The 22252-nt window shown below is 74.9% G+C and carries 11 protein-coding genes; 4 read left to right on the top strand and 7 right to left on the bottom strand.

Annotated features, from left to right (window positions below):
• Nucleotides 1-217 precede the first annotated feature (217 nt).
• Genes ACSNN9_RS02355 through ACSNN9_RS02340 form a run of 4 tightly spaced genes read left to right on the top strand, consistent with a single transcriptional unit; the run spans nt 218 to nt 11576 of the window.
• The gene (locus ACSNN9_RS02355; protein WP_436670962.1) at nt 218-1960 is read left to right on the top strand and encodes a condensation domain-containing protein; all 1743 of its coding nucleotides are present in this window, start codon (nt 218-220) and stop codon (nt 1958-1960) included.
• Nucleotides 1957-9234, top strand: coding sequence for an amino acid adenylation domain-containing protein (locus tag ACSNN9_RS02350; RefSeq protein WP_436670961.1), 7278 nt, complete (start codon nt 1957-1959; stop codon nt 9232-9234). Before ACSNN9_RS02355 ends, ACSNN9_RS02350 begins: the two co-directional genes overlap by 4 nt.
• Nucleotides 9231-10901, top strand: coding sequence for a non-ribosomal peptide synthetase (locus ACSNN9_RS02345; RefSeq protein WP_436670960.1), 1671 nt, complete (start codon nt 9231-9233; stop codon nt 10899-10901). The genes ACSNN9_RS02350 and ACSNN9_RS02345 overlap by 4 nt, the downstream gene beginning before the upstream one ends.
• Before the next feature lie 42 nt (nt 10902-10943).
• A complete protein-coding gene (locus tag ACSNN9_RS02340) occupies nt 10944-11576 on the top strand; it encodes a LuxR C-terminal-related transcriptional regulator (RefSeq protein ID WP_436670959.1) in 633 nt (210 codons plus the stop codon).
• A 1-nt stretch (nt 11577) separates the two neighbouring features.
• On the opposite strand, the gene ACSNN9_RS02335 is transcribed toward ACSNN9_RS02340, so the two are convergent.
• From ACSNN9_RS02335 to ACSNN9_RS02305, 7 genes are all read right to left on the bottom strand, one after another.
• Nucleotides 11578-11787: a response regulator transcription factor gene (locus ACSNN9_RS02335; protein WP_358081800.1), complete on the bottom strand. Its 210-nt coding sequence runs from the start codon at nt 11785-11787 to the stop codon at nt 11578-11580.
• 68 nt (nt 11788-11855) lie between these two features.
• On the bottom strand, nt 11856-15014 hold the full coding sequence (locus ACSNN9_RS02330; protein WP_436670958.1) for an amino acid adenylation domain-containing protein: 3159 nt from the start codon (nt 15012-15014) through the stop codon (nt 11856-11858).
• Complete coding sequence (sbnB, locus tag ACSNN9_RS02325) at nt 15004-16005, bottom strand: 2,3-diaminopropionate biosynthesis protein SbnB (RefSeq protein ID WP_436670957.1); 1002 nt, start codon at nt 16003-16005, stop codon at nt 15004-15006. Before sbnB ends, ACSNN9_RS02330 begins: the two co-directional genes overlap by 11 nt.
• On the bottom strand, nt 15999-17015 hold the full coding sequence (sbnA, locus tag ACSNN9_RS02320; RefSeq protein WP_436670956.1) for a 2,3-diaminopropionate biosynthesis protein SbnA: 1017 nt from the start codon (nt 17013-17015) through the stop codon (nt 15999-16001). The genes sbnB and sbnA overlap by 7 nt, the downstream gene beginning before the upstream one ends.
• The gene (gene panD, locus ACSNN9_RS02315; RefSeq protein ID WP_436670955.1) at nt 17002-17457 is read right to left on the bottom strand and encodes an aspartate 1-decarboxylase; all 456 of its coding nucleotides are present in this window, start codon (nt 17455-17457) and stop codon (nt 17002-17004) included. The genes sbnA and panD overlap by 14 nt, the downstream gene beginning before the upstream one ends.
• A gap of 2 nt (nt 17458-17459) precedes the next feature.
• Nucleotides 17460-18737: an MFS transporter gene (locus ACSNN9_RS02310; protein ID WP_436670954.1), complete on the bottom strand. Its 1278-nt coding sequence runs from the start codon at nt 18735-18737 to the stop codon at nt 17460-17462.
• 46 nt (nt 18738-18783) lie between these two features.
• Nucleotides 18784-22252 (bottom strand): amino acid adenylation domain-containing protein (locus tag ACSNN9_RS02305; RefSeq protein WP_436670953.1); only part of this gene is annotated, 3469 nt, incomplete at its 5' end.

Here is a 22252-nt window from a genome sequence, read left to right as displayed (position 1 = left end):
CGGTAGCAGAGGCTGGTGTCGGTGTCCCGTCCCGGGCGTCCGGACCGGTCTGGCGTCCGTGTCCCCGTTCCCTGACCCGAGGCAACTCTGCCGACCGCGGCTGGTGCCGGGACAGAGAAGGACCGGTAGAGGCGTTGCCGGTCCTTCTCTGGTCCCGGCCCGCCCGCGTCCACCAGTCTCGACCCGACGCCGACTGCCGGTGAAGGGGAGACCGCCGATGCCGAGCCGGATGCCCACCCAGACGAACGCCCCGCCGCCGAGTGGCACCCGGGACCGGATCCGGCCGGTGCCGCGCACCGGCGCGCTGCGACTGTCGCCCGGGCAGGAGCGGCTGTGGTTCCTCGACGGGCTGCACGGCGGCACCGAATACCTCGTCTGGCTGCGGATGCGCCTGCGCGGGCCGTGGGATCCCGCGGTGTTCGCCCGCGCCGTGACCGAGGTCGTCCGCCGGCACGAGGTGCTGCGCACCCGGTACCAGGACGGCGACGGCGAGCCGGTGCAGGTCGTCGACCCGCCCGGCCCGGCCGACGTCACGGTCGTGGACCTGACCGGCGGGCCGGACGCCGGGACCCGGGCGGCGGAGCTGCTCGACACGGCCGCGGGTCGGCCGTTCGACCTGCGCCGGGAGCACCCGCTGCGGGTCGTGGTGGTACGGCTCGCGCCGGCGGAGCACCTGGTCGGCCTCACCCTGCACCACATCGCCGCCGACGCCTGGTCGTGCGACGTGCTGCTGCGCGACCTGGACCAGGCGTACCGCGCGTTGGCGGCCGGCCGGCCCGTGCCGGCGCCGCCGCCGGTGCAGTACGCCGACGTCGCGGCCTGGCAGCGGGCCCGGCGCGAGGCCGCCGGCGCGGCCGGCATCGGCTACTGGCGGGACCAGCTCGCCGGGCTCGAACCGGTCCTGCTGCCCACCGACCGCCCGCGCGGCGCCCGCCGCGACCCCCGCGGCGACATGCTCGCCGTGGACGTGCCGCGGCACGTCGCCCGGCTGGTCGACGCCGTCGGCGAGCGCTACGGGACGAGCGCGTTCATGACGCTGCTGGCCGCCTTCCAGGTGCTGCTGGCGCACCGGACCGGCCGCACCGACATCGCGGTCGGGATGCCCGCCGCCGGGCGGGACGCGCCGGAGACCGAGGACCTGGTCGGCTTCTTCGTCGACACCCTGGTGCTGCGGACGGACCTGGCGGGCGGGCCGTCGTTCACCGAGGTGCTGGACCGGGTGCGCGGGACGGTCCTGGCCGCGCTCACGCACGACGACGTCCCGTTCGAGGACGTCGTGGCGGCGATCCGGCCGCGCCGGGACCCGGCCCGCAACCCGCTGTTCGAGATCATGTTCCAGGTGCTGCACACGGCGGAGGAGCCCGGCACGCTCGGCGGCGCCACGGTGGAGCCGCTGCCCATGAACGCCACCGACGCCAAGTTCGACCTGGTGTTCACGGTCTGCCGCACCGCGGCCGGCGCCCTGCGGTGCGTTCTCGAGTACGCCAGCGGCCTGTTCGACCGGACGACGATGCGGCGGCTCGCCGAGGACTACGTGACGCTGCTGGAGCGGCTGGCCGGCGAACCGGAGGCCCGGGCGGTCCAGCCGGCCCCGGCGGCCGGCGCGCCGGCCGTGCCGGCGGCTCCGGTCATGTCGCGGGCGCCCGCCCCGACGCCGCCGGCCGGCCCGGTCGAGCGGGTCGTCGCCGGGATCTGGTCGCGGCTGCTCGACGTCGACGACATCGCCGCCGACGACGACTTCTTCGACCTCGGCGGCCACTCGCTCCTGGTCGCCCGGGTGCGTACCGCGCTGCGGCAGACGTTCGCCGTCGACCTCCCCCTGGAGGTCCTGTTCGAGGCCACCTCGGTGGCCGGGCTCGCGGCCGCGGTCACCGCCGCGGTCCGCGCCGACGTCAGCCGACTGTCCGACAGCCAGGTGCAGGACCTGCTGTCCCGAGCCGCCCGGGAAGGAACCCGATGACCGAGATGCTGGAGTCACCCACCCCGCACGAGCAACTGCTGCACCGCCGGCTGCTCGGCCTCGAGCCGCTCGCCGAGCCGGGCATCCCCCGGGTGTCCCGGGCGGACCCGCCGCCGCTGTCGTACGCCCAGCGCCGGCTGTGGATCCTCGACCGGCTGCGCGGCGGCGTCGAGTACCTGGTGCAGATCGCGCTGCACATGACCGACCAGCCCGGCAGCCGATTGGACGTCGCCGCGCTGCGCGCCGCGCTGGACGGGCTGGTGGCGCGGCACGAGGTGCTGCGCACCCGCTACCCGGTCGGCCCCGACGGTGAGCCGGTGCAGCTGATCGAAGCGCCCGCCCCGGTCCCGCTGCCGATCCGCGACCTCACCGACATGGACAGCGAGAGCCAGTGCCGGCTGCTGAACCGGCTCGTCTCGGTCGACCGCGAGCCGATCGACCTGGCCGCCGGGCCGGTCTTCCGGGCGCTGCTCGTCCGGCGGAAGCCCGACCAGCACCTGCTGCTGCTCACCACCCACCACATCGCCATGGACCTCTGGTCGGAGGGCCTGCTGCTGGACGAGCTGCGCCACCGCTACACCGCCGCGCTCGACGGCCGCCCGGCCGACCTGCCCCCGCTGCCCGTGCAGTACGCCGACGTGGCGGCCTGGCAGCGGCAACGGGCCGCCGAGCTGCGAGAGACCCAGCTGCCGTACTGGCGCCGCCAGCTCGCCGGTGCCACGCCGGTGGACCTGCCGGCCGACCGGCCGCGGCCTGCGGTGCGGGACTCCGCCGGCGACGTCGTGCCGTTCACCGTGCCCGCCCCGGTGGCGGCGGCGCTGGGCCAGCTGGCCCGCCGCCACCACGCCACGCCGTTCATGGTCCTGCTGGCGGCGTACGCGGTCGTGCTCGGACGGTGGAGCGGCCGGACCGACGTCACGGTCGGCACGCCGGTGGCCGGGCGCGGGCACGACGACGTGCAGGGCCTGGTCGGGCTCTTCGTGGACACCGTCGTGGTCCGGGCCGACCTGACCGGCGATCCGACGTTCGGCGAGCTGGTCGAGCGGGTCCGCCGCACCTCGCTGGACGCCCTCGCCCACCAGGAGCTGCCGTTCGAGCAGCTGGTCGAGGAGCTGGCGCCCGTCCGCGACCCCGCGCGGACCGCGCTGTTCTCGACGATGTTCGTCTGGCAGGAGGCCGGGCCGGAGGGCTTCCAGGCGCCCGGGCTGGACGTCCTGTCGGTGCCGATCCCGTTCGCCGACGCCAAGTTCGACCTGACCCTGTCGGTGACCCCGTGCCCGGACGGCTCGCTCGCCGGCGCCGTGGTCTACGCCACCAGCCTGTTCGACCGCGACACGATCGAGCGGTTCGCCGCGCACGTCGGGCAGCTGCTGGCCGGCGTGGCGGCGGCCCCGGACACCCCGCTGGCCGACATCGACATCCTCCCGCCGGCCGAGCGCGAGCAGCTGCTCGATGGCTGGAACGACACCGCGACCGACGTGCCGGCCACCACGCTGCCCGCGCTGTTCCGGGCCCAGGCGGCCGCCACTCCGCACGCGGTGGCCGTGCGGGCGGCGGAGCAGAGCCTGTCGTACGCCGAACTCGACGCCCGCGCCACCGCGCTGGCGCTGCGGCTGCGCGCGCTCGGGGTCGGTCCCGAGTCGGTGGTCGGGGTGTGCCTGGAGCGCGGCCCGGACCTGGTGACCGCGCTGCTGGCCGTGCTCACCGCCGGCGGCGCCTACCTGCCGCTGGACACCGGGAGCCCGCCGCAGCGGCTGGAGCAGCTGCTCACCGACGCCGCCGTACGGATCGTGGTGACCGACCGGGCCACCGTCGGCTCCGCCGCCCGCACGCTGGTCCGGCCGGACGCCGGCGCCGAGGCCCCGACCGGGCCGCTCGACGGCGACCCCGACCCGGACCACCCGGCGTACGTGCTGCACACCTCCGGCTCGACCGGCCGGCCCAAGGGCGTCGTGATCACCCACCGCGCGCTGGCCAACCGGCTGGCCTGGATGCAGCGCGAGCACCCGCTCGACGCCACCGACCGGGTGCTGCACAAGACGCCGTACGGCTTCGACGTCTCGGTCTGGGAACTGTTCTGGCCGCTGGTCACCGGCGCGACGCTCGTCGTCGCCCGCCCCGGCGGGCACCGGGACCCGGCGTACCTGGCCGCGACGATCGCCGAGCACGGCGTCACCACGCTGCACTTCGTGCCGTCGATGCTGCGCGCCTTCCTCGACACGCTGGCCGGCGGGCTGCCCTCGGTGCGCCGGATCTTCGCCAGCGGCGAGCCGCTCCCGGCCGAGCTGGCGGCGGCCGTGCACGAACGGATCGGCTGTCAGCTGCACAACCTCTACGGCCCCACCGAGGCGACGATCGACGTGACCGCGGCGCGCTGCCTGCCCGGGGAGCCGGTCACGATCGGCCGGCCGGTCGCCAACACCCGCGCCTACGTCGTCGACGCGGACCTGCGGCTGCTGCCGGCCGGCGTGCCCGGCGAGCTGGTGGTGGCCGGCGTCCAGCTCGCCCGCGGCTACCTCGGCCGCCCCGCGCACACGGCCGACCGCTTCGTGCCGGACCCGTTCGGCGCCGAGCCGGGAGGGCGGCTGTACCGCACCGGAGACGTGGCCCGCCACCGCGCCGACGGGACGATCGAGTACCTCGGCCGGCTGGACCGGCAGGTGAAGCTGCACGGCCGCCGGATCGAGCCGGGCGAGGTCGAGGCGGTGCTCACCACGCACCCGGACGTCGCCGCCGCCGTGGTCACCGTGCACGACGACCGGCTCGTCGCGTACCTCGTCGGCTCCGGTGCCGGGCCGGCGGTCGACCGGGACGGCGTCGCGGCGCACGCCCGGGCCCTGCTGCCGCGCCACCTGGTGCCCGCGCGGTGGATGGTGCTCGACGCGCTGCCGCTGACCACCGCCGGCAAGGTCGACCATCGCGCGCTGCCCGCGCCACCCGGGAGCGTCGGGCCGGCCGGAGCCGCGCCACGCACTGCGCTGGAGCGGACGATCGCGCGCGCCGTGGCCGACGCGCTGGGCGTCGACACGGTGGGCCGGCACGACGCGTTCTTCGCGCACGGCGGCGACTCGATCCGGGCGATCCGCGCCGTCGGGGCGCTGCGGGCGGCCGGCCTGCCGGTGTCGGTGCACGACCTGTTCCGTCACGCCACGGTGGCCGAGCTGGCGGAACTGGTCGGCACGCGGGCGCCGGACGGGCCGGCCGACGTGGCGGAGCGCGCCGTCGAGCAGCCGGTGGTGGCGCCGTTCGCGCTGCTGTCCGACGCCGACCGCGCGCTGCTGCCGCCGGGCCTGGTCGACGCGTACCCGATGGGCGAGATCCAGGCCGGGATGGTGTACGAGATGCTGGCCGCGCCGCGGCCGGTCTACGTGAACGTCAGCTGCTACCGGGTCGAGGACGAGCAGCCCTTCGACCTGGCCGACCTGCGCGCCGCCGCGGCGCTGCTGGTGCGGCGGCACGAGATCCTGCGTACCTCGTTCGCGCTCGCCGGCTACACGCGGCCGCTGCAACTGGTGCACCGCACCGCCGAGCTGCCGGTGGACCTGGACGACCTGCGGGACCTGCCGCCGGCCGCGCAGCGCCAGATCCTCGACGACTTCCTGCTCACCCAGCGCAGCGCGCCGTTCGATCTGGCCGTGCCGCCGCTGCTGCGCTACACCGTGCACCAGACCGGCGAGCGCGAGTGGTGGCTCACGCACGTCGAGTGTCACGCGATCCTCGACGGTTGGAGCCACACCTCGGTGATCGCCGAACTGCTCGCGCACTATCGGACGCTGCGCCGCGGCGAGGTGCCCCAGCCGCCGCCGCTGCCCGCCGTCCGGTTCGCCGACTTCGTCGCCGCCGAGCAGGAGTCGCTGCGGTCGGCGGCCGACCGCGACTTCTGGACCGCCACCATCACGGCCGCCGACAAGCTGGAGATCCCGGCCGAGTGGGGCGGCCAGGGGGAGGGGGCGGAGGAGCCGGACGGCGCCGACGACGCACCGGGCTCGGTCGTCGTCGAGTACGCGGACCTGGAGCCGGCGCTGCGCCGGCTCGCGGCCGACGCGGGGGCGTCGCTGAAGAGCGTGCTGCACGCCGCCCACCTCGCGGCCTGGGGCGTGGTCACCGGGCGGCAGCGCTTCTTCACCGGGCTGGTCAGCAACGGCCGGCCGGAGCGGCTGCGCGGCGACGAGGTGGTCGGCATGTACCTGAACACGGTGCCGTTCCCCGCCGACCTGACCGCCGCGAGCTGGCCGGAGCTGGTGCGGGCGGTCTTCGCGCAGGAGTCGCGGATGTGGCCGCACCGGCGCTACCCGATGGCCGCGATGCGGCGGGACGGCCGGCACGCCTCGGCGCTGGTCGACGTCAGCTTCACGTACCTGGACTTCCACATGCTCGACTGGAGCTCCGGCATCGACCTGGAGGCCGACTTCAGCCCGAGCGAGCAGCCGTTCTCCGCGGTGTCGTTCCCTGGCCACCTGCGCCTGCTCGGCCGGCCGAGCAGGATCGGGCAACCCCACCTGGAGCTGGTCGGCCGGACCTACCGGCAGGTGCTGGCCGCGATGGCCGCCGGCGCCGCCCACGACGCCGGCCGGGCCGCGGCGCCGTCGCCGCGGACCGTGACGCTGGCGCCGGCCGACCGCGACCGGGTGCTTGTCGAGGCGAACCGCACCGACCGGGCCTTCCCCACCGACCAGCCGGTGCACCGGCTGGTCGAGCGGCAGGCCCGGTCCGCGCCCACCGCCGTCGCGCTGCGGCAGGGCGCCGTCAAGGTCTACTACGCCGAGCTGGAGCTGCGCGCGAACCGGCTGGCGCACCGGCTGCGCACGCTCGGCGTCGGCCCGGGCACGGTCGTCGGCATCTGCCTGCCGCGTACGCCCGACCTCGCCGTCAGCGTGCTGGCCGTGCTGAAGGCGGGCGGCGCGTTCCTGCCGCTGGACCCGGCGTACCCGGTCGAGCGGCTGCGGTTCATGCTCGACGACACGGCGGCCGCGGTGCTGCTCGTCGCCGGGCGGCTGCCGGCCGGCCTGTCCCAGGCCGGTCCGACGGTCGACGTGACCGACGAGTCCGCCCAGCTCGACATGCCGGTCACCGCGCCGGAGGTGACGGTGGAGCCGGACGACCTGGCGTACGTCACCTACACGTCCGGCTCGACCGGGCAGCCCAAGGGGGTCGCCGTACCGCACCGGGCGGTGCTCAACCTCCGGCACGCCCAGCAGGAGGTCTTCGACGTCCGGCCCGGCGACCGGATGCTCCAGTTCTTCTCGGTGGGCTTCGACGCGTCGGTGTCCGAACTGGTCGCCGCGCTCACCGCCGGCGCCGAGCTGGTGCTGCCCGCGGTGGACCGGGACCCGGGCGACCTGCGCGGCGAGGCGGCCACCCTGACCCACCTCTTCCTGCCGCCGTCGATGCTGAGCCGGCTGGACCCGGCGGACTTCCCGCAGCTGCGGGTCACCCTGGTCGGCGGCGAGGCCTGCCCCGCCGTGCAGGCCGACCGCTGGGCGCGGCACGCCGCGTTCGTCAACCTCTACGGCCCCACGGAGGCGTGCGTCGCCGCCACGTACGCGCCGGTCGCCGCCGGCTCGCCGGACCGGATGCCGTCGATCGGCACCCCGCTGGCGAACGTGCGCTGCTACGTCCTGGACGTCGACGGGCGGCCGCTGCCCGCCGGGGTGCGCGGCGAACTGCACGTCGCCGGCGCGGGCCTGGCCCGCGGCTACCTCGGCCGTGCGGGACTGACCGCCGACCGGTTCGTCCCGGACCCGTTCGGACCGCCCGGCAGCCGGATGTACCGCACCGGCGACGTGGTCTCCCGCGCGGCCGACGGCACGCTGCGCTTCCACGGGCGCGGCGACCAGCAGGTCAGCGTCCGGGGCTTCCGCATCGAGCTCGGCGAGGTCGAGCACGCGCTGGAGGCGCACCCGACCGTCGCGGCCGCGGCCGTCGCCGTCGCCGCGGCGGGCACCGAGGAGGCGACGCTGGTGGCGTTCGTCCGGCTCACCGCGGGCAGCTGCGGCGCGGCCCCGTCCCCGGCCGAGCTGCGCGAGCACGTACGCCGCCGGCTGCCGGCGCACATGGTGCCGACCCGCTGCCACGTCGTCGAGCAGTTCCCGCTGACCGCCTCGGGCAAGGTCGACCGCGCCGCGCTCGTCGCGGCCGAGCCGAAGCCCGCCGCGCAGGTCGCGCCGGTGGCGCCGCGGACGCCGCTGGAGCGGACCATCGCCGACACGTGGGCGCAGGTGCTGCGCCTGGACCGGGTCGGCATCGACGACGACTTCTTCGACCTCGGCGGCCACTCGATGGCGATGATGCGGATCATCACGCTGCTGCGGGAGTCGCACGGCGTGGAGCTGACGTTCCGGGCCTTCCTCGAGCACCAGACCGTCGCGCGGCTGGCCGCGGCGATCACCGACGGCACGGTCGGCGGCCCGGAGGCGCCGGCCGCACCCGGCAGCCGCAGCCGGGCGCTGCTGTGGCTGCGCCGCGGCAGCGCCACGCCGCTGTTCTGCATCCACCCCGGCGGCGGCAGCGCCCACTGGTTCCAGCGCTTCCTGCCGTACCTGGACCCGCAGCTACCGCTGGCCGCGTTCGAGTGGCCGAAGCCGCACGGCGACCACGCCACGATCCCCACCGCCGCCGAGATGGCCCGCCGGCACTTCGACGAGCTGCGGGCCGCCCAGCCGCACGGGCCGTACCGGCTGTTCAGCTGGTGCGGCGGCAGCACGATCGCGGCGGAGCTCGCCACCCTGCTGCTGGACGCCGGTGAGGAGGTGACCTTCATGCTCCTCGACCCGGTGCTGGACGCGCAGGCCCGACCGAAGTTCTACGAGCAGATGGGCTTCGTGCGCCGGCTGGAGAAGCTGGTCCTGGAGATCGACCGGGGCGGGCCGGAGGCGGACACGCCCGAGCGCCGCGCCGAGATCATGGACCTCTACGAGCGGGTGGCCAACGACATCGACGAGAAGGAGGGCATGGCGCTGCCCGAGCGCGGCGTCGGCACCGCCTGGCCGCGGATGGTCCGGGTCTGGCGGGAGTCGCTGCAGGCCCTCATCGAATACCCGAACCCCCGCTACGCCGGCAAGCTGCACCTCATCGCCAGCGACGCGCTCGCCAACGGCCAGCACGTGGTCTCCTCCGGCCAGACGTTCGCCGACTATCTCGCCCGGTGGGAGGAGCTGATCGACGGCGGGATCGAGCTGCACCGGGTGCCCGGGGACCACATCGGAATCATGAAACCGCCGCTGCTGGTGCACCTGACCGACGTGATCAGCGCCGTGCTGGGCGGGGCCCGATGACGACCGGGTCCGGCCGCCCATCGGCCGACCCGGCGGCACCGGTCGGGCCGGCCGCGCAGCAGCGGGCGTGGAACGCCACCGCCCGCGGGTACGCCGCGGACGGCCCGGTGCACCGGCTGTTCGAGGCGCAGGCCCGGCTCCGTCCGGACGCCGTGGCGGTGCGCTGGGCCGGCGGCACGCTCACCTTCGGCGAGCTGGACCGGCTCGCCAACCGGCTGGCGTGGGCGCTGCGCGACCGCGGGGCCGGGCCCGAGACGCCGGTGGGCATCCGGGTGCCGCGCGGCCCGCTGCTGGCGGTCGCCGTGTACGGGGTGCTGAAGGCGGGCGGCTGCTACGTGCCGGTCGAGCCGGCGCTCCCGGCCGGACGCGCGCACGCTCTCCTGGCCGAGGCCGGTGTGCGGCTGCTGGTCGGCACGGCGGGCGGGGACGGCTGGCCGGTGCCGCCGCAGGTGCGCACGGTCGCCGCCGACGCCCTCACGCCGGACGACCGCGAGCCGCGGAGCCCGGAGCCCGGCACCGACGAGGACTCCACCGCCTACGTGGTCTTCACCTCCGGCAGCACCGGCCGGCCCAACGGCGTCGCCGTGGCGCACCGGTCGCTGCACAACCTCCTCGCCTGGTGCCGCCGTACGCACGGCTTCGGTCCGCACGACCTGGGCCTGTCGGTCACCTCGCTCGGCTTCGACCTGTCCGTCTTCGACCTGCTCGGCCTGCCCGCGTACGGGGCGGGCGTCTACATCGCCGACGACGCGCAGCGGCGCGACCCGGAGCTGCTGCTCGACGTGCTGCTGCGGGAGCCGGTGACGTACTGGAACTCCGCGCCGACCACGCTTGCCCACCTCGCGCCGCTGCTCGCCGCGCACCGGGGTGCCGCCGGCACCGGCGACCTGCGGCTGGTCTACCTCAGCGGCGACTACACGCCGTTGACGCTGCCGGACGAGGTGCGGTCGGTCTTCACCGGAGCGACGATCGTCAGCCTCGGCGGCGCGACCGAGGCGACCGTCTGGTCGAACTTCTTCGAGGTAGGCGCGATCGACCCGGCCTGGCGCAGCATCCCGTACGGGCGGCCGATCGACAACGCGCAGTACTGGGTGGTCGACGAGGACCTGCGGCCGTGCCCGGTCGGGGTGCCGGGCGACCTGCTGATCGGCGGCGACGTCCTCGCGCTGGGCTACCACGGCCAGCCGGAGCTGACCCGGCAGCGGTTCATCCCGGACACGCTCGGGCCCGATCCGCGCGGCCGGCTCTACCGCACCGGCGACCGGGCGAGCTTCGGCCCCGACGGGGTGCTGACCTTCCTCGGTCGCATCGACGGCCAGGTCAAGATCCGTGGCGCCCGGGTGGAGCTGGCCGAGGTCGAGCACCGCCTGCGCGGGCACGCGAGCGTGAAGGACGTGGTGGCGCTGGCCCGGCCGGACCGCGACGGCGACCGCGCGCTGGTGGTCTACGTCGTGCCGGCCCCCGGCTGCCGTCCGACCGTCCGGGAGCTGCGCCGGCACGTGGCCGCCGCGCTGCCGGACTACATGGTGCCGGCCGCGGTGGTGTTCGTGGACGGCTTCCCCGCCACCGCCAACGGCAAGCTCGACCGTGGGGCGCTGCCGTGGCCGGCGCGCACCGGCAGCACCCATGTGCTCGCCGGTGCCGGCGTGGGTCGCGCCGGCCGGTGAGGAATATGGGGGCCGTTCCCCGTACCGGCCGCCGGCGCCGCGGTGACATTCTCGTTGCTGTCCGTCAGCAACGAGTTTCCTGGAGTGGTGCGCATGGACGAGCGGATACGGGTGCAGGTCATCGCCGTCGACCCGGCGGTACGGGTCGGCGTCGACGACATGGTGCGGGTGTGCCCGGAGCTGACCGTGGTGGCCGACCGGCCGGACGTGGTGCTGATGGTGACCGACGAGGTCAGCGACGCGGTCCTGGTCCTGTTGCGTTCGCTGTCCCGCGCCGGCCGGCGGGTGCTGCTGGTGACCGACACGCTGCGGGAGCCGGACGTGGTCGAGGCCGTGCAGGCGGGCGCCGGCGGGCTGCTGCGCCGCTGCGAGGTGCGCCTGGACCGGCTGCGTCCGGCGATCCGGGCGACGGCTGACGGCAGCTTCACCGTGCCGTCGGATCTGCTCGGGGCCGGCGACCGGGAGCCGGAACGGCCGCCGGCCCGGCAGCTCACCAAGCGGGAACGGACGGTGCTGCTCATGCTCGCCGACGGGCACGAGACCGAGGAGATCGCCCGCTCGCTGGCCTACTCGGTCCGTACCGTGACCGGCATCGTGCACACGATCACCCACCGGTGGCAGGTGCGCAACCGGGCGCACGCCGTGGCGTGCGCCCTGCGCGAAGGGCTGATCTGAGTCAGATCAGCCCGTGCCGGATTGCGTACGCGGCCGCATGGACCCGGTTGGAGACCTGCAACCGGGCCATGAGGTCGTAGATCAGGTTCTTCACGCTGTGTGGGGAGCAGCGCAGCTCCCGCGCGATCCCCGCGTTGTCGTACCCCTCGGCGACGAGTTCGAGCACCCGGAGTTGCTGGGCGGTGAGCACGGGCTTCGACTCGTTTCTCATGATCGCCTCCTGGCCGTGTGGGCGTGGTGTGACCTACCACCCCAGGCTAGGAACGCACCCGCGCCCGCTCATCGGGCCGCCGCACCCAGATTGCCGGCCGACGCCCCCGCATTGTCCACACCGGCGTCCCGGACCCACTGCCGGGCCAGCTGCCCGACCGCCTGTTCGGGCCGGCGCACCGCCGCGGTGAGGATTCCGGCGAAGCCGTCGGCGATCGACGCCGCCCGGCCGGCGGTGAAGAGTTCGCTCTGGTATTGCAGCCACCCGGTCAGCCGCGACCCCTCCTCCCGCACGGTGAGCAGCAGGTCGAACGGGGAGCCGCCCTGCCCGTGCCGGAACGGCTCGGCGGTGACCCCGGGGAGCCGGAGCCGACCGGTCAGGTCACCGAGAAGTTGGCAGGCGACCTGGACCACCGGGTTGTGGCGCAGGTCGCGCTTCGGCCGCAGCGCCGTCACCAGCCGGTCGAAGGGGAAGCCCTGGTGCCGGTACCCGGCCAGCGCCACGTCACGCACCTGGAGCAGCAGGTCGGTGAAGGCCGCCTCGGACGGGCAGGGCACCCGCAGGGCGAGGGTGTTGGCGAACATCCCGATCGCGTCCTGGGCCTCCTGCGTGTCGCGGTTGCCGGTGAACGTGCCGATCACCAGGTCGTCGCGGCCGGCGAGGTGTCCGATCAGGACGGTGAACGCGGTGAGCAGCACCATGAACGGGGTCGAGCCGGTGGCCCGCGCCAGCGTCCGCACCGCGGCGGTGGTCTCCGCCGACAGACCGAACCGGACGGTGGCCCCGCCCTGCCGCAGCCGCGCCGGTCGGGGCAGGTCGGTCGGGAGGTCCAGGGTGGGCGGCGCGCCGGCGAGGTGCCGACGCCAGTGGCCGAGGTCGGCCGGGTCGGCCGGCGGGAGCGGGGCCGGCGGCAGCGGGTCGGCGGCGCCCGCGTGGCCCTGGCGGCGCCGCGCGTACGCCCGGCAGAGGTCCCGCCACAGCACGTCCATCGACCAGTCGTCGGCGATGATGTGGTGGATGGCGGCGGCCAGGACGTGCTCCTCGGGGGCCAGCCGCAGCAGGGTGACCCGGAGCAGCGGCCCCTCGGCGAGCGCGAACGGCACGGCGGCGAGCCCTTCGACGGCCACCTGCGCCTCGGCGACGTCGGCCACGGTGCGCACCTCGACCGGCACCCGGACGTCCGGCTTGATCTGCGCGTACGGGACGCCGCGCCGGGCCCGGAAGGTGGTCCGCAGGGCGGGGTGCCGGCGCACCGTGTCCGCCAGGGCGGCGCGCAGCGCGTCGGCGTCGACCGGTCCGCGCAGCCGGTAGGACTCGACCATCGTGTAGGTGGTCGACCCGGGATCGAGCTGGTCGGCGAACCAGATCCGCTGCTGGGCGGCGCTGAGCGACCCGTCGGCGACGACCTCCGGCGCACCCGGCGGCAGGGTCCCGCCGGCACCCGCGCCACCCGCCGGGCCACCCCCGGCGCCGCCCGCGACGAGTTCGGCCACGGTGGCGGTGAGCACGTCGGCGGGGGAGAGCGACCAGCCCCACAGGTGGCGGACGCGGGAGCAGACCCGGGCGGCCGCGAGGGAGTCGCCGCCCAGCTCGACGAAGGTGTCGTGCACCCCGACCGGCCCGGTGCCGAGCGACTCGGCCCAGACGCCGGCGAGCCGGCGCTCGTCGTCGGTACGCGGGTCGACCCGCTCCCCGTCGGCGAGCCGGCGCCCGTCGGGCGCGGGCAGGGCCGCCCGGTCCAGTTTGCCGCTCGGGCTGGTCGGCAACGCCGGCACGGCCATGAACACCGACGGGACCATGTACCCGGGCAGCCGCTCGGTGAGGTGGGCCCGGAGCACCCGGACGCCGGGGACGGTGCTGGCCACCACGTACCCGACGAGCTGCTCGGCGTGCACGGCCGTGGCGGCGGCCCGCACCCCCGGCACGGTACGCAGCGCGGCGTCGATCTCCCCGAGTTCGACCCGGTGGCCCCGGATCTTGACCTGGTGGTCGACCCGGCCCAGGTAGTCCACCGCGCCGTCGGGCAGCCGCCGGGCCAGGTCCCCGGTGCGGTACAGCCGGGAGCCGGGCGGGCCGAACGGGTCGGGAACGAACTTCTCGGCCGTCAGCCCGGGCCGGCCGAGGTAGCCCCGGGCGAGCTGCACCCCGGCCACGCAGAGTTCGCCGACCTCCGCGGGATCGCCACGGTCGTCCAGGATGTGGGTGCGGGTGTTCGCCACCGCGTGCCCGATGCTGACCGGCTCACCGGCCCGGCAGCGCGACCCGGTCACCTCCACCGCCGTCTCGGTCGGGCCGTAGAGGTTGAGCAGCTCGCACCCGATCAGCTCGTCGGCTTCGGCGACGAGGTCCCCGGCGAGCTCCTCGCCGCTGCAGACGATCCGGCGCAGGGTGGGCAGGCGGGCCCCGGTGGCGCGGACCTCGGCGAGGAACGCCCGCAGCATCGAGGGTACGAAGTGGACGTTGGTGATCCCGTGCCGGTGGATAGCGTCGATCAGGTAGGCCGGGTCGCGGTGGCCACCCGGGCGGGCCATCACCAGCCGCGCGCCGGCGGCCAGGGTGCCGAAGAACTCCGGCACCGAGACGTCGAAGCTGTACGGGGTCTTCTGGAGCACCCGGTCGTCGGGACCCAGCGGATGCGCGTCCAACCCCCAGCGGATCCGGTTGACGATGCCCCGGTGCGGCATCACCACGCCCTTGGGTCGGCCGGTGGACCCGGAGGTGTAGATGACGTACGCCGGGTGTTCCGCGTCGACGGTGACCTGCGGTGCCCGGGTCGGCCAACCGGTGGTCCCCCGGCTCACCGACACGGTGGTGACGGGCCGGTCCGACCCGGCGGGAACCGGCAGGTCCGCCTCGGCGACCACGGTGTCCAGCCCCGCGTCGGCCACCAGGAAGGCGATCCGCTGGGCCGGGTACTCCGGGTCCAGCGGCACGTAGGCGGCCCCGGCGGTGAGGACGCCGAGCAGGGCCACCACCATGTCGCCGCCCCGGTGCAGGCACACCCCGACCCGGGACTCCGGGCCGATGCCCCGGGCGAGCAGCAGGTTGGCGAGCTGGTTGGCCCGTCCCACCAGTTCGGCGTAGCTGAGCCGTCCCCGCTCGGTGTGCACCGCCACGGCGTCCGGGGTGCGTGCCGCCTGCCCGTGCACCAGCTCGTGCAGGGCCGGCTGTCCCGGGTATGTCCTGGCGGTGTCGTTCCACGGTGCGACGCCCGGCTCAGTCGGCATCCGGGTCCTCCGGCGCGGTGGTCAGGAAGTCCGGCAGCCGGGTGCCGATGCCGTCCCGTTCCGCCGTGCGCCGCACCAGCTCGGCCACGGCGAGGTCGAGCACGCCCAGGCCGAACGGCGAGTAGACGGTGACCCGTTCCGGGTCGTGCCGCCAGCCGGCGCCGCCCAGGATCTCGCCGATGCCGGCGGCGATGAAGGCCCGGTCGCCGGTCTCCTGCTCCGCCAGGTGCAGCGAGGTGGCCGCCCGGCAGACGTGGTCGGCGTCGTCGACCACGTTGACCGCGGCGCGGATGTCCGCCGGGAAGATGTCCCGTAGCGACAGGTGCAGCACGAGTGCCCCCGGCCGGCAGTGTGCCAGCCCCAGGTGCGGTACGCCCGCCGTCGTGGCCAGGCAGACCAGCGGGTGGGCGCCGAGCGCCTCCTCGACGCCGCCGGCGACGCTCACCTTCAGGTCCCACGGTGCGCAGCGCCGGGCGAACGCGGCGGCCCGCCCGGCGTCCAGGTCGAAGAGGGTCACCTCGGCCAGACCGGGCAGTGCCGCCCGGAGGAATCGCAGCACCTCGAAGTTGATCACGCCGCAGCCGACCAGGGAGACGCCGCTGGCCGGCGGGGCGAGCGCACCGGCGGCCAGGGCGGCGCTGGCGGCCGTCCGTCGGGCGGAGATCGTGGAGCCCTCGATCAGCGCGACGGGGTGGCCGTCCGCCATCGAGTTCATGACGATCGCGGCGGAGGCGCGGGCCATCCCGCGGTCGATGTTGCCGGGGAACGACGAGATCCACTTCATGCCGGCGACGGGGGAGTCGTCGCCCAGGTACGCGGGCAGTCCGATGATCCGGTTGCGGGCGTCCTCCGGGAACCGCAGGAACACCGAGTGCGGCAGCGCGGTACGCCCCTGCGCGTGCAGGACGTAGGCGCGGCGGACCGCGTCCAGGACGGTGTCCTCGCGGCCGGCCAGGATCTGCCGGACCTCGCCGGCGGAAACGATCAACATGGCGGCACGTCCATGGGCTGGTCCCTCCACAGGTGGGTGACGTCGCCGAAGTGCCCGGCCACCCAGTCGTCGTCGTAGATCGTGCTCAGGTAGCGCTCACCCCGGTCCGGGAAGATCAGCGCGCAGGTCGCGCCGGCCGGAATCAGGTCGCGCAGCTGCTCCAGGGCGGCCACCACCGCGCCGGACGAGCCACCGGCGAGGATGGCCTCCCGGCGGGCCAGCCGTCGGCACCCGGCCACGCAGTCCAGGTCGTCGACGTGCACCACCTTGTCGGCCAGCCCGTCCCGGTAAAGCTTCGGCCGGATCCCCGCGCCGTGGCCGGGGATGAGCCGCTTGCGCGGGCTGTAGTCACCGAAGATGGCGCTGCCCGCGGCGTCCACCGCGACCATGGTCAGCGCCAGTTCGTGCCGGCGCGCGTAGTCGGCGCAGCCGCGCAGCGTGCCGCAGGAGCTGGTCGCGCAGAACAGGAAGTCCAGCGGGGTGGGCACCCCCTCGACGATCTCCCGCATGGTCGTCTCGTGGGCGCGGGGGTTCAGCGGGTTGGCGTACTGGTCCGGCCACCAGGCGTTCGGGATGGTGGCGACCAGTTCCTGGACCCGGCGGATGCGCTGCGGCAGGTACTCGCCCGTGGCCGGGTCGGTGCGGGTCACCACCTCCACCTCGGCGTCGAACGCGCGCATGACCGCGATGTTCTGCGCGTTCGTGCGGGGGTCCACCACGCAGATGAACCGGATGCCGAAGTAGCGGCACACCTGGGCCAGCCCGATGCCGAGATTGCCCGAACTGGACTCGACCACCACCGACCGGCCGGGTTGCAGCTCCCCGGCCCGGAGCCGGTCGATCAGCATGCCCAACGCCGAGCGGTCCTTGATGCTGCCGCCCGGGTTGTGCGCCTCCAACTTCGCCCACAGGGTGAACGGCGCGTCCGGCATGAGCTTGTCCAGCCGCACCAGTGGGGATCCGCCGATCGTGCTCAGCACCCCGCCGACGTCGGTCTCATCGACCCGCATGTTCGCTCCCGCTACGGGGACCCGTAGCGGCCCGCAGGGTGGTACCGGGAACGGTCGCGGTGCCGGGGACCGCCTCGGCCGGGTCGTCGGTGGTGCCGAGCATCCGGTTGGCCTCGTCCACCATCACCACCCGGGGCGAGTACCCTTTGGCGTCCGGGTCGATCATCGCCGCGTAGCTGATGATGATGACCAGGTCGCCGGTGTGGATCAGCCGGGCCGCGGCCCCGTTGATCCCGATGACCCCGCTGCCGCGCTCCCCGGCGATGACGTACGTCTCCAGGCGGGCACCGTTGTTGATGTCCACCACGTGCACCTGCTCGCCGGCGATCAGGTCGGCGGCGTCCATCAGATCCTCGTCGATGGTCAGCGAGCCGACGTAGTGCAGGTCGGCCTGGGTGACCACCGCGCGGTGGATCTTCGACTTGAGTATGGTGCGCAACACCTTCAGCTCCTCCTTGGGTGCTCAATGGGCAGAAAGCCCGCTCGGCGTACCGAGCGGCTCAGCGTCGCCAGGGCGGCGAGCAGGACCATCCAGACGGCCATCGACCACGCCGCGTGCGTCGGTCCGAGCGACTCCAGCAGGTAGCCCCCGGCCAGGGAACCGAGCGCCACCGCGCCGTTGGCCAGCAGGCTGACCGCGCTGAGCACCCGGCCCTGGATGTGGTCGGGGGTGAGGGCCATCTGGTGACCGGCGACCGCGACGTTCCAGATCGGCCCCACGAACCACATCAGGGCGTACGCGGCGCCGATCAGGTAGCGGTCGTCGGTGACCGCGATGACGCAGGTCATCAGCGCCCACACCCAGTTCGCGGCGATGACGATCGCGCGCATGGAGAACCGTCCGGCGCACCAGGTCGCCACCAGCGAACCGGCCACCCCGCTGGTGCCGGCCACGCCGAGCAGCAGGCCGATGGCCGCCGGGGCCGCCCCGGCGGCCTCGAACGCCACGATGATGATCAGGAACAGGACGCGGAACAGCAGGTTGCTGCCGGCGACCAGCAGGGTGGCCGTCCGCAGGAACGGCTGCCCCCACAACCAGCGCAGTCCGTGGGTGAGTTCGGCAGCCAGTTTCCCGGCACCGGGTTCGGCGCCGGGCGCGCTGCCCGGTACGGCCTGGAAGTCGCGGCGGATGAACAGCAGCGTCAGCAGGGAGACCAGGTAGGAGACCGTGTCCAGCACGAACGGCCAGATCCGCCCCAACCCGAACAGCACGCCGCCGAGCGGGGTGCCGGCCATCACCGCGGCCCGCTCGCGGGCCTCGTTGCGCGACAGCGCGGTGGTCACCTGGCTCGGGTGCACCAGGTTCGGGATCGCGGCACCGGCCGCCAGCTCGTACCCGACCGACAGCGTCCCCTCGACGAAACCGACGGCCAGCACGTGCCACAGGTGCAGCTCGTCGACGGCGATCGCCGCCACGATGCTGCCCACCCCCAGCGCCCGCAGCACGTCGCACCAGATCATCACCCGCTTGCGGTCCCACCGGTCGACCAGCGCCCCGGCCGGCAGCTGGAACAGCAGCGTCGGCACCAGCGCCACGAAACCGGCCAGCCCGGCGGCACCCGGCGAGCCGGTCAGCGCCAGCACCAGCAGCGGGTACGCCACCAGCGACGCGGTCGAGCCGAGCATGGAGACCGCCGACCCGCTCCACAGCAGCAGGAAGTCCCGGTTGCGGTGCAGCGGCGGGATCCGCTCCCCGAGTACCGGATCGTCGACCCGGCTCACCGGTCACCGCCGATCCGGCGGGGACCGGCGGGGCCCCCGCGCGGGGTCACCGGGCACCCCGGCGGGCGGCGACGTCGGCCAGCCGGTTCCGGGCGGTCAGCCTGGGCACCGCCGGCCGGTCGTCCAGCTTCGGATAGCCGGGCAGCGCCCCGACCAGCCGGGCGACGGTGGGGTGGTCGAACAGGGCCCGGACCGGCACGTCGACGCGGAGCAGGGTACGGAGCCGGACCGCGACCCGGGTGGCCAGCAGCGAATGCCCGCCGACCTGGAAGAAGTTCTCGTGCACCCCCACCTCGTCGGTGCCGAGCACCTCGCCCCACACCTGCGCGACCGTCCGCTCGTCGGCGGTCCGCGGCGCCACCCGCACGGTCTCCTCCCGCACACCGGCCCCGGGTCGCGGCACCGGCAGGGCGTTGCGGTCGACCTTGCCGGTCGGGGTGAGCGGAAGGGCCTCCAGCGGTACGTAGGCGGCCGGGCACATGTAGTCCGGCAGGGTACGCAGCAGGAACTCGCGCAGCCGCTCGCCCGTCGGCACCGGGTGCCCCTCGCCGCCGACGAGGTACGCGACCAGCTCCTGCGCCCCGCCGATGCGCTGCGGGTGCACCACGGCGGCCCGGACGTGCTCGTGGGCCAGCAGCGCCGCCTCGATCTCGGCCGGCTCGATCCGGTGCCCCCGGATCTTCACCTGGTGGTCGACCCGGCCGAGGATCTCCAGGTGCCCGTCGGCGTGCCAGCGGGCCAGGTCACCGGTGCGGTACATGCGGGCACCCGGCGCCGCGGAGTGCGGGTCGGGGATGAACCGCTCCGCGCTGAGCGCGGGCCGGGCCCGGTAGCCCCAGGCCACCCCGTCGCCGCCGATGTGGATCTCGCCCGGGACGCCGACCGGCACCGGCTCCAGCCGCTCGTCGAGCACGTAGAGCCCGGCGTTCGGGGCCATGCCGAAGTCGACGGGCCGGCCGTCCGGAGCCAGCCGGGTGGTGGTGGACCAGACCGTGGTCTCGGTCGGCCCGTAGATGTCCCACACGGTGGCGCCGGTCGAGGCGAGCCGGACCGCCAGTTCGGTCGGCAGCTTCTCGCCGCCGCAGAGGACGGTCGCACCGGCCGGTGCCGACCAGCCGGAGTCCAGCAGCATCCGGTACGTCACCGGGGTGGCCTGGAGCACCGCGGGCGCGGCGGTGTGGATCAGCTCGGCCATGCGCTGCGGGTCCCGGGTCTGCTCCGCGTCGGCCACCACCACCCGGCCGCCGACCAGCAGCGGCAGGTACAGCTCCAGCACCGAGGGGTCGAACGACACGGTGGTCAGGCCGACCACGGTGGCCCCCGCCGGCAGGCCCGGCCGTTGCCGCATCGCGGCGAGGAAGTTGCCCAGCCCCCGGTGGCTGATCATCACTCCCTTCGGGGTGCCGGTCGATCCCGAGGTGTAGATGACGTATGCCAGGTCGTCGGCGGACGGCCGGTCGGCCAGCCGCTGCTGCGGACGGGCGGCGATGGCGGCCTGCTCGGCGTCCAGCAGCACCGTCCGGATCCCGGCGGTGTCCAGCCGCCCGGCCAGCGCGGTTTCGGTGACCATCACCTGAGCGCCGGCGTCGGCCAGCATGAAGTCGGTCCGCTGCGCCGGGTAGTCGGGGTCCAGCGGCAGGTACGCGCCACCGGTGGCCAGCACCGCGAGGAACGCCACGACCAGGTCCGCGCTCCGGTTCAGGTGCACCCCGACCAGCGTCCCCGGCCCGGCGCCCAGCTCCCGCAGATGGTGGGCGAGGCGGTTGGTCCGGCGGTCCAGCTCGGCGTAGCTGAGCACGTCGTCGCCGAAGACCACCGCGTCCGCGTCCGGGGTGGCCGCCGCCTGCCGGGCGACCAGCTCGGGCAGCGTCCCGTCCGGGACCGGCAGCGGCCCGCCGGCGCCGAGGCCGAGCAGGAGGCGCCGGTCGGCCTCCGGCAGCCCGCACCGGCGCGGGTCGCCCGCCGGGTCGGCGACCATCGCCTCCAGCACCCGCCGGTAGCACCGGGTGACCAGGTCCAGGTGGTCGTCGGAGATCCGGTCGGTGCCGGCCTCGATGATCAGCTGACCGGGCTCGCTGGACACCGACAGGCCGAACTCGTTCGGGGTGGTGTCGGTGATCGCCGACCGGTCGATGCCGCCCAGGTCGAGCACGTGCATGTCGGTGTAGTTGAAGAAGATGTCCACCAGCGGCTTCTGGTTGCCCCACTCGCGTTGCATCGCCGGCAGCGGGTAGTGCCGGTGCGGCCAGAGCGCGACCTCCCCGGCGAAGACCAGGCGGGCCTGCTCGGCCCAGCTCGATCCGGTTAGCTCCACGGCGAACGGCACGGTGTTGAGGAACATCCCCCGCACCTGGTCGCCGTCGGTCAGCTCGGGCCGTCCGTTGCAGACCAGCCCGGTGTGGAAGCGCCGCTGCCCGGTCACGACGCCCAGCGCCGTCAGGTGCGCGGTGAACAGCAGGCTCTTCAGGGGTACGTCCGCCGCCCGGGCCAGCTCGCGCAGGCCCGGCATCAGGTCGGCGAAGGGCAGCCGCACCGCCCGGTACCGGGCACCCTCACCCGCCCACGCCGCCGGGACGCTGAGCCGCTCGTGAGTCAGCACCCGGGACGCCCAGAACTCCCGGTCCACCCCGGCGGCCACCGCCCGCCGCTCGAGCGCGACCGCGTCGGCGAACCGGACGGCCGGCTGCGGGGCGGGCTGCGGGTCCTGCCCGTCGCGGATCCGGCGGTGGTACGCCAGCAGCTCCGGCACCAACGAGTTCTGGCTCCAGCCGTCGAGGATGGCGTGGCTGTAGCTGACCAGCAGTCGCCACCGGTCGTCGCCCAGTTCGTAGGCGTGCAGCCGCAGCAGCGACGGCGTACCCAGGTCGAAGCGGTCCCGCCGCTCCTCGGCGACCAGCCGGGCCACCGTCGCCTCCTGCTCCGCGACCGGTACGCCCCGCAGGTCGGTGTGGCCGACCCGGATCTCCGCGGTCGGGTGGATCAGCTGGAGCGGCTCGCGGTACCCGGTCAGGTCGACCGAGGCCCGCAGGATCTCGTGCCGGACCGCGAGCAACTGGGCGGCGGCGCGCAGGGCGGGCAGCGAGAACGCGTCGCCCTCGATCGGGTAGCAGAGACTGTTCAGGTAGAGCTCGCCGGTCGGATCGGCGAGCATCTCGTACGCCATGCCGGCCTGCACCATCGACAGCGGGTACGCGTCGACCACGCCCTCGGGCAGCCGGACCCGGTCCTCCTCCGAGATCAGCGCGAACCGGTCCACCAGGCGGGTGGCCTCGGCCGGCGGCCCGCACTCCCGGGCGTCGACGGCCTCGGCGAGTTCGGCGACCGTCCGGTAGCGGAAGAGGTCCGCGACGGTGAGGTCGAGCCCCCGGTCGCGGAGGTTCCCGACGACCCGGATGGCGCGGATGCTGTCGCCGCCGATGTCGAAGAACCGGTCGTGGACGCCGATCGGCTGGGTGTGGCTGGTGAGGGCCTCGGTGTAGGCGGTGGCGATGAGGTGCTGGGTGGGGGTGCTGGGC

The organism is Micromonospora sp. URMC 107 (genome assembly GCF_051386315.1).
In the GTDB taxonomy this organism is placed as follows: domain Bacteria; phylum Actinomycetota; class Actinomycetes; order Mycobacteriales; family Micromonosporaceae; genus Micromonospora.
The sequence above is the reverse complement of the archived record's forward strand: the minus strand, read 5'-3'. Positions and strand labels throughout refer to the sequence as shown.

What these genes read in the sequence shown, in the direction of transcription:
- ACSNN9_RS02355 (WP_436670962.1), top strand. Translation starts at nt 218, where the DNA reads ATGCCGAGCCGGATGCCCACCCAGACGAACGCCCCGCCGCCGAGTGGC.
- ACSNN9_RS02350 (WP_436670961.1), top strand. Translation starts at nt 1,957, where the DNA reads ATGACCGAGATGCTGGAGTCACCCACCCCGCACGAGCAACTGCTGCAC.
- ACSNN9_RS02345 (WP_436670960.1), top strand. Translation starts at nt 9,231, where the DNA reads ATGACGACCGGGTCCGGCCGCCCATCGGCCGACCCGGCGGCACCGGTC.
- ACSNN9_RS02335 (WP_358081800.1), bottom strand. Translation starts at nt 11,787, where the DNA reads ATGAGAAACGAGTCGAAGCCCGTGCTCACCGCCCAGCAACTCCGGGTG.
- ACSNN9_RS02330 (WP_436670958.1), bottom strand. Translation starts at nt 15,014, where the DNA reads ATGCCGACTGAGCCGGGCGTCGCACCGTGGAACGACACCGCCAGGACA.
- sbnB (WP_436670957.1), bottom strand. Translation starts at nt 16,005, where the DNA reads ATGTTGATCGTTTCCGCCGGCGAGGTCCGGCAGATCCTGGCCGGCCGC.
- sbnA (WP_436670956.1), bottom strand. Translation starts at nt 17,015, where the DNA reads ATGCGGGTCGATGAGACCGACGTCGGCGGGGTGCTGAGCACGATCGGC.